Source organism: Nakamurella sp. UYEF19 (genome assembly GCF_040546275.1).
Lineage (GTDB): Bacteria > Actinomycetota > Actinomycetes > Mycobacteriales > Nakamurellaceae > Nakamurella.
This window is the reverse complement of the sequence record NZ_JBEPNO010000003.1, coordinates 1-14,746: the sequence shown is the minus strand read 5'-3', so window position 1 is coordinate 14,746 and position 14,746 is coordinate 1. Positions and strand designations below refer to the sequence as shown.

General features: G+C 69.8%; 11 protein-coding genes. 6 read left to right on the top strand and 5 right to left on the bottom strand.

Going from position 1 to position 14,746, the window contains the following annotated elements:
• Positions 1-14 precede the first annotated feature (14 nt).
• The 3 genes from ABIB25_RS06275 to ABIB25_RS06265 all read left to right on the top strand — a co-directional run bounded on the left by ABIB25_RS06275 (position 15) and on the right by ABIB25_RS06265 (position 5,503).
• The gene (locus ABIB25_RS06275; RefSeq protein WP_354527577.1) at positions 15-440 is read left to right on the top strand and encodes a hypothetical protein; all 426 of its coding nucleotides are present in this window, start codon (positions 15-17) and stop codon (positions 438-440) included.
• An 885-nt stretch (positions 441-1,325) separates the two neighbouring features.
• Positions 1,326-2,354, top strand: a complete 1,029-nt coding sequence (locus ABIB25_RS06270) for a DUF3027 domain-containing protein (protein ID WP_354527576.1) — start codon at positions 1,326-1,328, stop codon at positions 2,352-2,354.
• A 35-nt stretch (positions 2,355-2,389) separates the two neighbouring features.
• Positions 2,390-5,503 carry a sacsin N-terminal ATP-binding-like domain-containing protein gene (locus ABIB25_RS06265; protein ID WP_354527575.1) on the top strand — a complete coding sequence of 1,038 codons (3,114 nt, stop codon included), beginning with the start codon at positions 2,390-2,392 and terminating at the stop codon, positions 5,501-5,503.
• Positions 5,504-5,659: 156 nt separating this feature from the next.
• On the opposite strand, the gene ABIB25_RS06260 is transcribed toward ABIB25_RS06265, so the two are convergent.
• Positions 5,660-5,836, bottom strand: a complete 177-nt coding sequence (locus tag ABIB25_RS06260; RefSeq protein WP_354527574.1) for a hypothetical protein — start codon at positions 5,834-5,836, stop codon at positions 5,660-5,662.
• 220 nt (positions 5,837-6,056) lie between these two features.
• Between ABIB25_RS06260 and ABIB25_RS06255 the strand changes: the two genes are divergently transcribed.
• From ABIB25_RS06255 to ABIB25_RS29175, 3 genes are all read left to right on the top strand, one after another.
• On the top strand, positions 6,057-6,479 hold the full coding sequence (locus tag ABIB25_RS06255) for a MarR family winged helix-turn-helix transcriptional regulator (protein WP_354527573.1): 423 nt from the start codon (positions 6,057-6,059) through the stop codon (positions 6,477-6,479).
• Positions 6,480-6,603: 124 nt separating this feature from the next.
• Positions 6,604-7,413 carry a TrmH family RNA methyltransferase gene (locus tag ABIB25_RS06250; protein ID WP_354527572.1) on the top strand — a complete coding sequence of 270 codons (810 nt, stop codon included), beginning with the start codon at positions 6,604-6,606 and terminating at the stop codon, positions 7,411-7,413.
• A 215-nt stretch (positions 7,414-7,628) separates the two neighbouring features.
• Entirely contained in the window at positions 7,629-8,087 is a 459-nt protein-coding gene (locus ABIB25_RS29175; protein ID WP_502919756.1) for a DUF2537 domain-containing protein, read from the top strand.
• 78 nt (positions 8,088-8,165) lie between these two features.
• On the opposite strand, the gene ABIB25_RS06240 is transcribed toward ABIB25_RS29175, so the two are convergent.
• The 4 genes from ABIB25_RS06240 to serC form a co-directional block, all read right to left on the bottom strand.
• Positions 8,166-10,010, bottom strand: a complete 1,845-nt coding sequence (locus ABIB25_RS06240) for an ABC transporter ATP-binding protein (RefSeq protein WP_354527571.1) — start codon at positions 10,008-10,010, stop codon at positions 8,166-8,168.
• Positions 10,007-11,899 (bottom strand): ABC transporter ATP-binding protein, encoded by a 1,893-nt coding sequence (locus tag ABIB25_RS06235; RefSeq protein WP_354527570.1) that lies wholly within the window; start codon positions 11,897-11,899, stop codon positions 10,007-10,009. Before ABIB25_RS06235 ends, ABIB25_RS06240 begins: the two co-directional genes overlap by 4 nt.
• A gap of 159 nt (positions 11,900-12,058) precedes the next feature.
• Positions 12,059-13,306 (bottom strand): septation protein SepH, encoded by a 1,248-nt coding sequence (gene sepH / locus ABIB25_RS06230; RefSeq protein WP_354527569.1) that lies wholly within the window; start codon positions 13,304-13,306, stop codon positions 12,059-12,061.
• A gap of 119 nt (positions 13,307-13,425) precedes the next feature.
• A complete protein-coding gene (gene serC, locus ABIB25_RS06225) occupies positions 13,426-14,553 on the bottom strand; it encodes a phosphoserine transaminase (RefSeq protein WP_354527568.1) in 1,128 nt (375 codons plus the stop codon).
• Positions 14,554-14,746 lie beyond the last annotated feature (193 nt).

The following is a 14,746-nucleotide window of genomic DNA, read 5'->3' as shown; positions in this document are numbered from 1 at the left end:
TGGTACGGCGGCAGATGGCTGCCCCTGGGGGGCGGCTGCCGGCGGGCCTCCGCGGGTCGCGGTTGGTCGTACGCGTCGCGCCGGTACGGGTCGCCGGGGTAGCCGCCGGGTGCCGCGCCCGGGTAGGGATCGCCCGGGTAGTGGTCTGCGCCGTATTGGTCTGCGCCGTATTCATCTCTGCTGTGTTGATCTGCTTCATGCGGATCGGCCGGGTACGGGCCGGCGGAGTACGCGTCCGCGCGGCGAGGGTCTGGACGTCCAGACTCCGGCCGCTGCTGGTCCGGTCGGTATCCGTCATCCCGGTATCCGTCCTGGCGGTATCCGTCCTGGCGGTATCCGTCCTCCCGGGACCCGTCCTGGCGGTATCCATCCCCCCGGTATTCGTCCTGGCGGTATCCGTCATCCCGGTACCCGCCCGGGCGGTACTGGTCCGGGCGTGATCGACCGCCGCGGTAGGGATCGGCCTGGTAGGAATCTGGGAGGCGGTGATCTGAGGGGTAGCGCTCCGCGGGGTAGGAATCTGCGGTGGGCTGGCGGGAGGGAGGCGGTCCGTAGGGGGTCGGCCGGCGATCGATGCCGAAGTCGGGGCGACGGTCACCCTCGGGCGCACGTCCCGTGCCCCGATCGGAATCACGGTCGTTCGGTGCTCGAGCCGGGTCGTGGGGCAGGTACGGCCGGTCGGGCGAACGGCGCGGGTCCTGCGGTTGCAGGTCTCGCCGTGATTCCGGTTGGCGTGCGTCCCGCGGGCGTTCGTCTTCCTGGCGGTACTCGTCCCGGTGCGGACGGTACGGCTCCTGGGCAGCCCAACTGGGTCCGACCGGAGGCGGGTTTCCGGTCGACGGGACCGATCTGTGCCCGGCTGGGGGAGTGGGATTGCGGGGAGGCCCGTACTGCGGCCGCGGCGGCGTCGGCGGCCGGGGCAGCGCCGTGGTCGGCTGCCAGGCGGAATCGACGGGCCGCCCGGACCGGTCGGGGGGGCGGGGCAGAGCGGTGGTCGTCTGTTCCTCGGGATCGCCGTACTCGTCGTACCGGGCGGAGTCCCCGTCGGGCGGCCGCCGGCGACCATTGCCGGTCGACGGCGGGCCGTATCCGGGCATGGGCGGGCCGTATCCGGGCACGGGCGGGCCGTATCCGGGCACGGGCGGGCCGTATCCGGGCACCGGCGTGCCGGACTCGGGATCGGACCGCCGGTCAGTCCCGGAGGTGCCGGAATCGGGACCGGACTCGCTCACCCCCTCATCCTGCCCCACCGCGAGTCCACGGCGTACAGCCTTGGCCAACACGGCGCGTGAGTTGTCGGCGATGGCATGCGGCAAGATGGGCCTGTGAGTTCCAACCCAGCCCCGAGCGCGACCATCGACGACGCCGCTTCGGATCTGACGTCGTCTCCCACCGTGACCGACGCCGGATCGACTGTGCAGGTCAGCGTCGATCCAGCCGTCTCCGACGACGTTCCCCCCGTCCTGATCGTCGTGCTCGACCAGGTGGCCCTCGATCTGGCCAGGGCCGCCGCCGTCGGGGAAGCGGGCAGCGCCGACCACGTCGGCGACCTCCTGATGTCCGTCGCGGAGGACGACGTCGCCGTGACCGCGACCTTCGATGCCCGGCAACCGGGCTACCAGGGCTGGCAGTGGTCGGTGACGTTGGCCGTCCTCGACGAGCAGGGGCCGACCGTCAGCGAAGTGGTGTTGATCCCCGGTCAGGGCGCGCTGCTGGCTCCGGCCTGGATCCCGTGGGACGAGCGGGTCCGGCCGGGCGATCTCGGTATCGGTGACCTGCTGCCGCTGCCGGCCGACGACCCCCGGGTGGTTCCCGCGTACCTCCAATCCGACGATCCGGCCGTCGAGGCCGTGGCCCGCGAGCTGGGGATCGGTCGGGTCAGGGTCCTCAGTCGTGACGGCCGCATCGAGTTCGCCGAGCGCCTGCACGAAGGCTCGTTCGGACCGTCCGACGACATGGCACTTGCTGCGCCCGGTCATTGCGTGACCTGCGCGTTCTACCTGCCGCTGGCGGGTTCGCTCGGTGGCCTGGCGGGTGCCTGCGGCAACGAGTTCGCTCCGGCGGACGGCCGGGTCGTCGATGCCGGTTACGGCTGCGGCGCGCATTCGGAGACGGTCGTTGACATGCCGGCCCGGTCGGCGGCCACCGACAAGGTCATCGACGAGCTCGCCCTCGAGGTCCACCGGCGCCCGATCGGGGTTGGCGAGACCCGTGGTGACGCAGTGGTTCTGGATGACGCAGTGGTTCTGGATGACGCAGTGGTTCTGGATGAGGGCGGGGTTCTGGATGACGGCGTGATTCTCGATGAGCCGGACGACAGCACGGATCCGTCCTCGATCGACGCGCAGGACTGATCGTCCCGGTGCCGGCGGCCGAAGCGGCAGTACCGGTGACGGGCGACCCCTTCGGCACCGGGGCACTGCGCCGGGTGGTGTTGGCGGCCTGGGCTGCGTCCCCGGCGAGATTCCGCGAGGACGCCAACGCCGAGGAGGCGCTGGCGATCGGCGGATACGCCGACCGGTTGCTGATCGAACTCGCAGCGAACGGAGTCGACGCCGCCCGTGAGAATGGCGCGCCGGGTCGGGTGCGATTCTCGCTGACCGATGTGGACCGGGGGGTGCAGCTCCGGGTCGCCAACGTCGGCGTCCCGCTGACCGCCGACGGGGTCGCCGGCCTCGCCTCGCTCCGTGCTTCGGCCAAACGCGGTCACGCCGCCACCGTCGGCCATTTCGGCGTCGGCTTCACCGCTGTCCTGACCGTCACCGATGAGCCGCAGGTGGTCTCCAGGACCGGGGGCGTGCGATTCTCCCGGACCGACACCGCTTCTGCAGTGGTGGATCTCGGTGTCACGGGTCTGGACCGGGAGATGACGGCCCGGACCGGGCAGGTGCCGGCGCTGCGCCTGCCCTGGCCCGCCGAGTCAGGCGATCCGGTGCCGCCGGGCTTCGACACCGAAGTCCGCCTGCCGCTGCGGGCCGGGCTTCGCGAGCCGTTGGTCGAGCTGTTGCTGGCGGTCGGCGACGACCTGCTGTGGGCGTTGCCCGGGCTGATGACGGTCGAGATCGACGTGCCCGGCCGGGCGACCCGCGTCATCTCGCGGGAGGATCTGGACGACGGCACCACCGTCATCGAGGACGGTGGGACGGTCACCGCGTACCGATCTGCCACCCGTAGCGGGACGATTCCCGTTGCGCTGCTGGGTGATCGGCCGATCGAGGAACGTGACCGCAACGCATGGCAGCTGACTTGGATCCTGGCCGTGGACAGGCCGGCTCCGGTGCTGGGGTTCGATCTGGACCCGGTGATCGAACCGATGTACCTGGGCGCGCCGACGCCGACGGACGAGCCGCTGTCTCTGCCGGCCCGCCTGGTCGGGACGTTCCCGGTGGACGACACCCGTCGCCGCCTCGCGCCCGGCGCCCTGACCGACTACCTGTTGGACCAGGCGGCGGCGGAGTATTCGGAGCTCTTCACCGCGGTTGCGGTGGCGGACCGGTTCGCACTGGTGCCGGCGGCGGGTTTTCCGTTGGGCCCGGTCGACGGCGCCCTGCGGCAGGGCATCGTCCGTCGACTGGCCAGGGCGCCCGTGATGGTCACGGTGCTGGACGTTCCGGTCGTGCCGGCGCAGGCCTGCGTCGTCGTCGGCGTGTCGGACGCGGCCGGGGTGCTGCTGGGCCGCGCCATTCCGGGTCTGCTCCTGCCCCCCCGGTCACCCGGTCAGCTCGAGGCGATGCGACTGCTGGGGGTGTCGACGCTGCCGTTGGCCGAGGCGATTTCCTCGCTGGCCGGGCTGGACGGCTCGCCAGTGTTCTGGCACGAGGTGTACGAGGCCCTGTCGGACCAGAACGCCGAGGATCTGGCGAATCTGCCGATTCCGCTGTCCGGCGGAGGGCGCCGGATCGGGCCTGCCGGATCGCTGCTGCCCGGACCCGGTGCACTGGAAGACGCTCTGCTCGACCGGGCGGTGACCTTCGCCCCGGAACTGCGCATCGTGCATCCCGACGCCGTTCATCCCTTGCTCGGGCGGCTCGGTGGCGTCCCGGCTGATGCCGCAGCCCTGCTCACCGATCCCGCGCTCACGCAGCTGTTCCACGAGTTCCGTCAAGACCTGGAGGACGCCGATCCGGACCCCGACGAGCTCCGCGATCTGGCCCGTCTTGCCCTCGACCTGTGCGGTGACACGCCGGTGGCAGATGCTCTGCTGAGCGAGAGTCTGCTGGCTGACGTGGTTCTCACCGATGCCGGCGGTGAGGCGTGGCCGGCTGGAGAACTCCTGTTGCCCGGCGCTCCGTTGGCCGCGGTGTTGGCCGCCGACGCCGACCTGCCGATGATCGGGCCTGAGTGGACCGGCTACCCACCGTCGGCGCTGGCCGCCATCGGGGTCCGCACGGGCGTCAAGATCGTCCAGGTGCAGGACGCCGAGGCCGACCTCCCGGATCTGGAGCGGTGGTGGTCGGAGGTGGTCGGGGATTCGCTGCCACCGGAGCCCTTCGACGCCGTCGCCGACCTCGACCTGGTGGACGACGGCCGGTGGCCACAACTGCTCGACATGCTGTCCGGCGACCGGCGGGCCCGAGACACCCTCGATGCCCAGTCCGGCCCCGAGCCGTCCTATACCCGTTGGTGGCTCACGCATTTCGCTTCGATCGATGGTGAGACGCCAGACCGTTGGAAGCTACCCGCGGCTGTCGGGCTTGCCGGTCTCTACGACGAGCTCCCGGTTGTGCTCGATGTCGAGGTGGCGTTGGCCATCGGTGTGCTGGACAGCAGCGCAGCCGCCGTCCGGGCCGACGCGGCGGAGTTCGTCCGGCGGCTCGCCGATCCGGAGCGGTTGGTCGACGCCTGGTCGGTGCCCGCCCTGACCGCGGTGGCCGTCGACGTCCTTCGTGGGGACCAGCACATCCCGCTCCCCGGTTCAGTGCGCGTGTTGGACGGCTCCGTCATCGATGCCGACGACGCCCTCGTGCTCGATCTGCCCTGGTTCGCGCAGGTCGTCGGCGCCGATCGGCTGGTCGCCGGCGGTGATGATCCGGAGCGGGTTGCGCGTGCCCTCGACCTGGACCTGGCCTCGGTCGCGGTCGCCGTCGAGATCGTCGCTGGCGAGATCGACGCCGTCGGCACGGGTGCTGCCGTCGCCGGTCGGGGAGAGCGTCCGGCTTCCGGGTCGGCGGTCGCCGGACTTCCGACCGAGGCGGAGCAAGCCGCCGCTCAGCGTTCGGCTCTGGCCCTCGGGGTCGCGCTGGCAGACGTGTTCCCCGCCGGAACGCTCCTGACGATGCCGGGTCTCTCCGTCCGCCCCGGTCGTGGCCCGTCCGTCGTCGTCCGCTGGTGGTCGGCCCCGGAGCGGACCGGCGTCGATCGCAGTGCCCTGGTGACGGACGGGTCGCCGGAGGGCATCGGGCGGGCGGTGGCCTGGCGGGCGGGGCGGTGGAAGGACCGGGAAACGGCGGTCGCTGCTGCCCGCGGCGACGTCGTCACCTTCGGGGAGAACGGCCGGGCCTGACGCCCGAGGTCAGATGTTCTCGTCCAAGCACATCTGCTGGGCGGACCTCCCACTCTGCCGTGACGCAGTGCGTTGCCAGACGTACAGCGAAAGCCGTGAGGTACGGCGTTGCCAGTCGTACGCCGAAAGGCCGAGGCCACCGAGAAAGGTCCCGGCTTACGGTGTCCACAGCCATTCCGGACGGTGGTCGGCCCGAAGGTCGTCCAGGTGCAGGATCACCGCGACGACGGCCAGGAACCGGACCGCCGTCACCGCAACAACGATGTGAAACAGGTTGGCGCACATCGGCAGCGGCGGCGGGGAGTAGGTGGGAACGTCTCGATCGGGCTGCACGGGGGAAGGTGGGCCGTTGTCGATGATCGGATGCAGTGCCTGCGTGAACAGTGTTGCGGACAGGCCCCCCGAACATGCCGAACCGCGGACGACGAAATGGGTAACAGGTCGGTAAAAGGCGGGACGTGAATGTGTGGTGGCTCTGGGCAGAAGGTGGCAACTCGTTGAGTAGCAGAATCCGCGCGTTCATTTGCCCTGACTTAATAGTATGGTTACCCACATGCCTGACGTAGCTCCCCTCGCCAACGAATTGCGCCTGGCCATCCACCGCCTCACCCGGCGGCTGCGTCAGCAACACCCGACTCACGACCTCACCCTCACCCAGATCTCGGCGCTTGCCATCATCTGGCGTGATGGCCCGATCACCGCGGGGGAACTCGCAATCCGTGAACAGGTGCGGCCACCGTCGATCACGCGCGTCGTCGATGGTCTCGAGAATGCGGGAGTGGTGGTCCGGAAGGACAACCCGGCCGATGGACGCCAGGTGTTGGTGGAGATCACCGAAGAAGGTGTGACTCGTATGGAGAGCTACGTGGAGGCCAGGGAAGCGTGGCTGGCCAGACAACTCGCAGACCTGCCCTCCAAGGATCGCGAGATCCTGCACCGCGCCGCCGTGATCCTGAACGATCTGTCCACCCGCTGACTTTCATTGCGCCGACCCGGTGCGGGAGTCTCCGGTCCCGACGGTGTCGCAAGCTGGAGGTTGGCGGCGCAGGTTCGCGTGGTCGGATCCGGATCGATGTCCAGCCGTGCGGCAGGATCCGGGCGTGACATCGCCGATCCAGATCACCGATCCCGACGACCCGCGCCTCGATGACTTCCGCGATCTGACCACAGCGGACCGGCGGCCCGATCGGCCCGGTGGCCGAGGACTGGTGGTCGCCGAGGGCACCGTGGTGGTCCGCAGACTGCTTGCCTCGGCCTACCCCGTCCGTGCCCTCCTCGGCGTGGAGCGTCGACTACAGGAACTCGAATCCGACCTGGCCGGCCTCGATGCCCCCTCCTATGTGGCTTCAGCGGAGTTGATGGCCGAGGTCGTCGGGTTCCATCTCAACCGCGGCGGGCTGGCCACCGCCGATCGCGTGTTGTTCCCGCCGGCGCAGGACCTGCTCGGATCGGTGTCGTCGGTGGTGATGCTCGAGGGCGTCGGCGACCACGAGAATCTCGGGTCGGTCTTTCGAAACGCGGCTGCCCTCGGGATCGGAGCCGTCCTGCTCGGTGAGGGCTGCGCAGATCCGCTGTACCGACGAAGCGTCCGGGTGTCGATGGGGACCGTGCTCTTCGTGCCGTTCGCATCGGTGTCAGGGGATTGGCCGGAACCGGCAGACATGTTGCGCGCGAACGGTTTCACCGTGGTCGGGTTGACTCCACGACCCGGTGCGATCACGCTGAGGAGCGCCGGGCTGTCGGGGCGCCGGGTTGCGCTCCTGCTCGGATCTGAAGGGCCTGGTCTGACGGAGATGGCGCTGGATGCCGCTGACCTGCACGTGCGAATCCCGATGGCCAACGGCGTCGATTCCCTGAACGTGGCGACCGCCGGTGCCATTGCCTTCGCCGAGATTGCCGCCGACCGGTGACCGCTCGTACGGCACACTGATCCCATGCACGTTCCTGCGGCCCTGCCCTCATCGGTGATCGGCCGTCGTCGGGCCGGCGCCCGATGACGGAGATTCCGGGCGATTCCGGGCAGATCCCGGAACGCACCGCGACGACTTCCAGCGCGGCCGTGTCTTCTGACAAGCTCTCGGCGTCTGCCGGGGGGCCCGCCGCATCGGAACGATCAACGGGTGGTATGACCACCGATGTCGTCGATGGTCCGGGGCTGGAGGGTGCGGGTGTTGATCGCCCGGGTGCTGAGGGCGTTGGTGTCGAGCGCACGGGTGTTGATCGCGCGGGTGTCGAGGGTCCGGACGGCGAACTCACCGACCTGAACAACGAGAACTTCGACCTGGACGCCCGCGACTGGGCATGGGTGGAGGAGTGGCGCGAGGGCGGCGAGCCGGTGCCGTGGGGGCCGGGTCTGGCGCTGGCCGGATTCGCCCTGTTCCTGGTGGCCAGCGCCGTGTACGTCCTGTCGTCGGGCTTGTCCGACCACCCGATCCTGGCCATCGGGATCAACATCGTCGTGGCCGGTGGGCTGGGGCCGGCGCTGTGGCTGTCCCGAGGACTGCCGGTGCTGCGGTGGATCTCGGGCGGAGCGGTACTGGGTGTTCTTGTCGCCTGGCTCTCGGTGCTGATCTTCCTGACCTGACGGGCCTGACCTGACCTGACTGACCTGACCTGACGGGCCTGTCTGACGGGCCTGTCTGGCCCGTCAGGTCAGGCCGGCTCAGACGAGCGACTCCTGCCAGGCCGAGTGCAGGCCGGCGAATCGGCCGCCCCCGCTGATCAGCTCGGCCGGGGCGCCATCCTCGAGGATCCGGCCGTGATCCATCACCAGCACCCGGTCCGCGATGGCCACCGTTGACAGCCGATGCGCGATGATCACCGCCGTCCGGTTGTGCAGCACCGTCCGCAGCGCAGCCTGCACCGCCCGTTCCGAGGGGATGTCGAGAGAGGCGGTCGCTTCGTCCAGGATCAGCACCGCGGGGTCGGCCAGGAAGGCTCTGGCAAAGCCGACCAGCTGCCGCTGGCCGGCCGAAAGCCGACCACCGCGCTTGCGGACGTCCGTGTCGAAGCCTTCGGGCAGAGAGCGGATGAAGGTGCCGGCCCCGATGGCATCGGCGGCTGCCTCGACCTCTGCCCTGGTCGCGGCCGGATTTCCCAGGGCGATGTTGTCGGCCACCGACCCGGAGAACAGGAACGACTCCTGGGTCACCATCACCACACCGCGCCGCAGATCAGCGGTCGACAGCCTCGAGATGTCTACCTGGTCCAGCAGTACGCGGCCGACCGTCGGGTCGTAGAACCGCGCCAGCAGCTTCGCCAGTGTCGACTTTCCGGCGCCTGTCGCCCCCACCACGGCCAGGGTCTGGCCCGCCGGCATGTCGAGGTCGAAGGTGGGCAGCACCTCGACCTGGCGGTTGTACGAGAACTGGACGCTCTCGAAGGTGACCCGGCCGACGACGTGCGGAAGCGGGATCGGGTCGGTGGGTTCGGGGACCGACGGCACCTCTTCCAGCAGCCCGGAGAGCTTCTCCAGAGCTGCGGCAGCGGACTGGTAGGAGTTGTAGAACATCGCCAACTCGTCCAACGGGTCGTACATCCGGCGCACGTAGAGCAGGAAAGCGGCCAGTACCCCGATCGCCAGTCCGCCGTTGATCACCTGGACAGCACCGACGATCATCACCGCGGTGAGGGTCAGGTTGCCGACCATGCGAACGGCCGGCGTGTATTTCGCCAGCGCCATCATCCCGTCGCCGTTGGCCTGGGCGTTCTCGGCGTTGAACTGGGCGAAGATCGCCTCGTTCCGGGCCTCGCGACGGAAGGTCAGGACGGCGCGCAGACCGTTCATGGTCTCGGTGAACTGCACGATCAACGACGCGATGGCCGTCCGCGTTCGCCGGTAGATGGTGCGCGAGGTGCCCTGGAACCACCTGGTGAGCAACATGATCGGCAGGAAGGCGATCAGTGCGATCAGGCCGAGCGGAAGATCCAGGAACAGCAGCGCGACGCTGATGGCGAAGACCGACAGCACTCCGGAGACCAGTCCGTCCAGTCCCTGCTCGGTGAGGTCGGAGAGGGTGTCCAGATCGCTCGTCATCCGGGCGATCACCCGACCGGACGTGTACTTCTCGTGGAACGAGAGGCTCAGCGCCTGCGAGTGATCGAAGACCCGGCCACGGAGGTCGAGCATCACCGCCTGCGAGATCCGGGCGGACAGCCGGACGAACACCGCCTTGGACAGCGCGTTCAGCACCCCGGCCCCGAGGTAGCCGATCGCGGTGAACGTCAGCGGTCCGCCGTCCCCCCTGGTCAGTGCCGGCACAGCCGAATCGATGCCGTAGGCGACGATCAGCGGCCCGACCAGGAACGCGAGTTCGCTGACGATCACCACGACGGTGGCGAGTGCGACGAGACGCCGGTGCGGACGCACCAGCGACCGCAGCAGCCGGCGTGACCGGTCCTGCAGCTTGATGCCGACGGCGTCGGAGATGTCGTTGTTGTCCTCGGCGGCGACGCCGCGCCACGAGTCGTCGGAATGGGTGTCGGGGGCGTTCGGAACGGCCGTCATGCGTGAACCCCGTCTTCCAGTCGTCGGACGCCGGCCACCTGGTCCTCGCGGCTGGCCAGCAGATCCCGGTACGCCGGGACCGTGGCCATCAGCTCGGAGTGGGTGCCGGTCGCGGTGATCCGGCCGTCTTCGAGCAACGCGACCCGATCGGCGAGCATCACCGTCGAGGCACGATGGGCGACCAGCAGCGCGGTGGTGCTGCTGAGCACCGAGCGCAGGGCCCGTTCGACCTGGGCCTCGGTATGGATGTCCAGTGCCGACAGCGGGTCGTCCATCACCAGGACGGCCGGACGGCCGACGACGGCTCTGGCCAGGGCCAGCCGCTGTCGTTGACCACCGGACAGGGAAAGGCCCTGTTCGCCGATCCTGGTGTCCAGACCCCAGGGCAGGTCGTCCACGAAGTCCGCCTGCGCGACGTCGAGTGCGGCCCGGACGTCCTCGTCAGAGCCGTCCGGACTGCCCAGCAGCACGTTCTCCCGCACCGAGGCGGAGAACAGCGTGGGTTCCTCGAACGCCACGGACACGCTCTCCCGCAGCGTCGCCAGGTCGAGCTCTCTGATGTCGACACCGTCGAGCCGGATGGACCCACCCGTCACGTCGTACAACCGGTTGATCAGCGAGGTGAGCGTGGTCTTGCCGCTGCCGGTCGCGCCGACCACGGCCACCGTCTCGCCGGGCTGCAACTCCAGATCGATCCCGCGGAGCAACTCCGCCGGGCGCCCGAGACGAGGACGGGCATCGGCGAAGGCGAACCGCACGTCCGACATCACCAGATGGCCCCGTGACGGGGCTGCGGCCGTCGGGCTGTCCGGGGAGACGACCGTCAACGGCGAGTCCATCACCTCGAAGTAGCGCTCGCTGGCGGCGGCGGTGTCGTTGGCGATGGCCAGCAGCCAGCCGATCGAATCGATCGGCCACCGCAGACCCATGGCCGTCCCGAAGAAGGCGACGAGTGCACCTGCCGACAGACTTCCCGCCGCCACGTCGCGAATCCCCAGGATCAGCGCGACACCCAGCGCGATCTCGGGCAGGGCGATGATCACCGCCCAGAGCACCGACACCACCTTCGCCTTGGACATCTCGGTGTCCCGCAGCTCACCGGCCTGGGTGCGGAAGGTCCGGCCCAGATGCGCGCTGCGCCCGAACGCCTTGAGGATGCGGACGCCGAGCACCGACTCCTCGACGACCGTGGCCAGGTCGCCGACCTGGTCCTGGGAGCGCCTGGCCAGGATCTGGTACCGCGATTCGTACTGGAAGGACAGCAGGACCAGCGGGATCGCCAGCGCAGCGACGATGAGCCCGAGCTTGACCGACAGAAACAGCAGAATGCCCACCCCGACGATGAACGTCACCAGGTTGACCACCAGGAACACCACTCCGAACACCAGGAAGCGGCGGATGGTCGAGAGGTCGGATACGGCGCGGGACATCAGCTGCCCGGCCGGCCACCGATCGTGGAAGCTGACCGGCAGACGCTGCAGACGCTCGTACAGATCCGCGCGCATGGTGGCCTCGACGCGCATGGTGGGCCGTGTGGCCAGCACCCGGCGAAGCCAGAACAGAGCCGCCTCCGTGACGCCGAGCACGACCAGGAGCAGGGCAGGGCCCCAGAGTTGGGACAGGTTGCGACGGGCGATCGGGCCGTCGATGATCCAGGCGATGACCAGCGGGAACGACAGACCGCAGAGGGTGGCGACGATCGCCACCACCGTCGATGCGGCCAACGAGGGCAACGCCGGCCGGGCGTAGGGCAACAATCGCCGCAACGACGCGACAGTGGGGGTCTGGGCCGATCCGGCGGAACGGTGCCCCACCTGTTCGGGCGCGGACGAGGGTTCGCGGGTGGATGATTCGACGCTCTGGTCGGGGGCAGGGGGGATGTTCGACATGACCGGCCAAGGCTACGTCGAGGCACCGACAGTGCTCCAACTGTTTAACTCCTGGCTCCCACTGTTTTGCAGGCTCCCACTGTTCGACATCAGCGCTCGCGCCGGCTCGACCAGGCTGGGCCGCTGCCGCATTTCGGAGTGTCGTGTCGACCCGACCGGTCAGCGGCCGTTGGACCTGGTCCCGAGCAGCACGTCTTCCCAGGACGGCATGGATGGCCGTTGGCCGCGCCTGGCCGGCTTGGGGGCCTCCGGCTTGGCCGCCGTGGTCGCCGCCGGCGATGCGGTGGACGACTTCGAAGGGGTAGCGGCCGCGGGCTTGGACGGGCCGGCGGGCGCGGCCGATTCCGTACCCGTCCTGGCGACCGTGGCGTCGGCGATGATCGGATTGACGCCGGCCCGTTCGTCGGTGATGGTGTCCTCGACGATCCGCTCGACGGCGTCGATGTCCTGGTCCGGATCGATGGCCATGGCCGTGGCGGCACCGCCCGTGGCGCCGGCGCGGTTCTGCGGCTGCAGTTGCTGACCGAAGCGCGACCCCCGCTGTCCTGGGCGGTCCGAACCGCCCTGCGGCCTGGTGCCCGGCGCGCTCAGCTTGCCGCCGGCCGGGTGGGCCGACCGTGACGCTGCTTCCGACGGTGCGGAAGAGGGGCCACCACGGGTGGCACGGGCGTCAGCCGGGCGCTCCGACGTGTTCTTCTCCGCGGATCGAGAGTCGAAGGCTCGGCCGTCCGACGGCGGGGCGTCGGTGGGAACGGTCGGATCCAGCAGCGCCGAGGAGACGACGCTCTGGCGGACCGGCCGCAACGGTCGGAGAATGCGCAGGGCCGGATCGACGATCTCCGCGGCGGCCTCGTCGCGCGCACTGAGGGTGCCGCCATCGGGGCCCGGGTGGAAGAGCCACTGCGCCTGGTTGTCCGAACGGCCCGCGTTCCAGCGGAGGCAGAGGACCCAGCCGTCGTCGTCCTTGAAAGCGTCCCAGCTCACATCGCCGTCATGACCTCTGGCCGCCAGGGTGGCGGCGACGGTCTCGGCGACCGAGGATCCGGCAGTGATGCCGTCGATCGACGGGCGCGCCTTGATCGCGCGCTCGACGATGCTGGCCCGCTCGAGGAGCACCGGATAGGCGAAGCGTTCGACCCGCGCGGTGGTGGTGCCGGCCAGCGAGGCAACCTGTTCGACCGTGGCTCCGGAGCGGATGCGGGCCTGGATCTCCCGGGGTCGCAACTGCGATTCCATCTCGATCTCGAGCTGGCCGAAGCGGCTCAGGTCTCCGCGGGCGCCGGCCCGCAGGCGGTCGTCGCACGGCACCGAGAACTGCTCACCCGTCGAGGGATCCTCGCAGACCAGGAACTTGCCGTCGCCGTTCTCCGGAGTCTGCGTCAGACCCAGAACCCGTAACGCGCGCATGGCGTACTCCTCCCGCACCGCGGAAGATTTCCGCAGCTCTCCGGACGTGAATTTATCCCGGCCTGCGGTGCAGCACGCCCAGGCGCGCCGCACCGCAGGCCGGGATAACGGTCAGGGATTCAGAGCTGCCCGACGATGTGGTCGATGCAGGCGGTGAGCGCCGAGACGTCATCCGGTTCGATGGCCGGGAACATGCCGACCCGGAGCTGGTTTCGCCCCAGCTTCCGGTAGGGCTCGGTGTCGACGATGCCGTTGGCGCGCAACGTCTTCGCGACGACGACAGCATCGACGGACTCATCGAAGTCGATGGTGCCCACGACCTGCGAGCGCAGTTCGGGCCGGACGACGAAAGGCGTGGCGAAGGAGGACTTCTCAGCCCATTCGTAGAGACGGGACGACGAATCCGCGGTACGCCCGGTAGCCCAGTCCAGGCCGCCCTGGCCGTTGATCCACTCGATCTGGTCGGCCAGCAGGAACAGGGTCGCCACCGCCGGGGTGTTCAGCGTCTGGTCCTTGGTCGAGTTGTCCAGGGCGGTGGCGATCGACAGGAACTCCGGGATCCAGCGATCGGTGGCGGCGATCTCGCCGATCCGCTGCAGCGCGGCCGGGGAGGCCAGCGCTATCCAGAGACCGCCGTCGGAGGCGAACACCTTCTGGGGTGCGAAGTAGTAGACGTCACTCTGGCCGATGTCGACCGGGAGGCCGCCGGCTCCGGATGTCGCGTCGACGAGTACCAACTGGTCGGCGGTGGCGCCTGCAGGCCGGACGACGGGCACTGCCACTCCGGTCGAGGTCTCGTTGTGCGCCCAGGCGTAGACGTCGACGCCGGCCTCGGCTGTCGCCACCGGTGCATCGCCGACCTCGGCCTTGATCACCGTCGGATCACCCAGGAACGGGGCGGCCTCGGTGACGGCTGCGAACTTGGACGAGAACTCGCCGAACGTCAGGTGCTGGGAGCGGTCACGGACCAGGCCGAGAGCAGCCGCGTCCCAGAAGGCGGTCGTCCCGCCGTTGCCGAGGATGACCTCGTACCCGTCTGGCAGGGCGAAGAGAGTGCCCAGACCGGCGCGGACCCGGTGCACGAGCGACTTGACCGCCGGCTGGCGGTGCGAGGTCCCCATCACGCTCGCGCCGGAGGCGGCGAGGGCGGCCAGCGCCTCCGGGCGCACCTTCGACGGACCGCAGCCGAAGCGGCCGTCGGAGGGTTTCATGTTCTCGGGCAGTACCAGGGTGGTCGGATCGGCCATGACAGGAGGCTCTCCTCGTTACGAGCGTGATGGTTCGGTGCGAACTGGGTGGTGCGGCACACAGTGTTCCATTGGCCCCGACAACGCCGCCGCCACCCCGGACGGGGGGGGGGGGGGGGGGGGGAAACCCCCCCCCCCCCCCCCCCCCGGGGGGGGGGCACCCCCCAACCCCACCGGCCCCCCCCGCGCGGGC

Coding starts and splice junctions, on each gene's coding strand:
- ABIB25_RS06275 (WP_354527577.1), top strand. CDS start 15: ATGGCTGCCCCTGGGGGGCGGCTGCCGGCGGGCCTCCGCGGGTCGCGG.
- ABIB25_RS06255 (WP_354527573.1), top strand. CDS start 6,057: ATGCCTGACGTAGCTCCCCTCGCCAACGAATTGCGCCTGGCCATCCAC.
- ABIB25_RS29175 (WP_502919756.1), top strand. CDS start 7,629: ATGACCACCGATGTCGTCGATGGTCCGGGGCTGGAGGGTGCGGGTGTT.
- ABIB25_RS06240 (WP_354527571.1), bottom strand. CDS start 10,010: ATGACGGCCGTTCCGAACGCCCCCGACACCCATTCCGACGACTCGTGG.
- ABIB25_RS06235 (WP_354527570.1), bottom strand. CDS start 11,899: ATGTCGAACATCCCCCCTGCCCCCGACCAGAGCGTCGAATCATCCACC.
- sepH (WP_354527569.1), bottom strand. CDS start 13,306: ATGCGCGCGTTACGGGTTCTGGGTCTGACGCAGACTCCGGAGAACGGC.
- serC (WP_354527568.1), bottom strand. CDS start 14,553: ATGGCCGATCCGACCACCCTGGTACTGCCCGAGAACATGAAACCCTCC.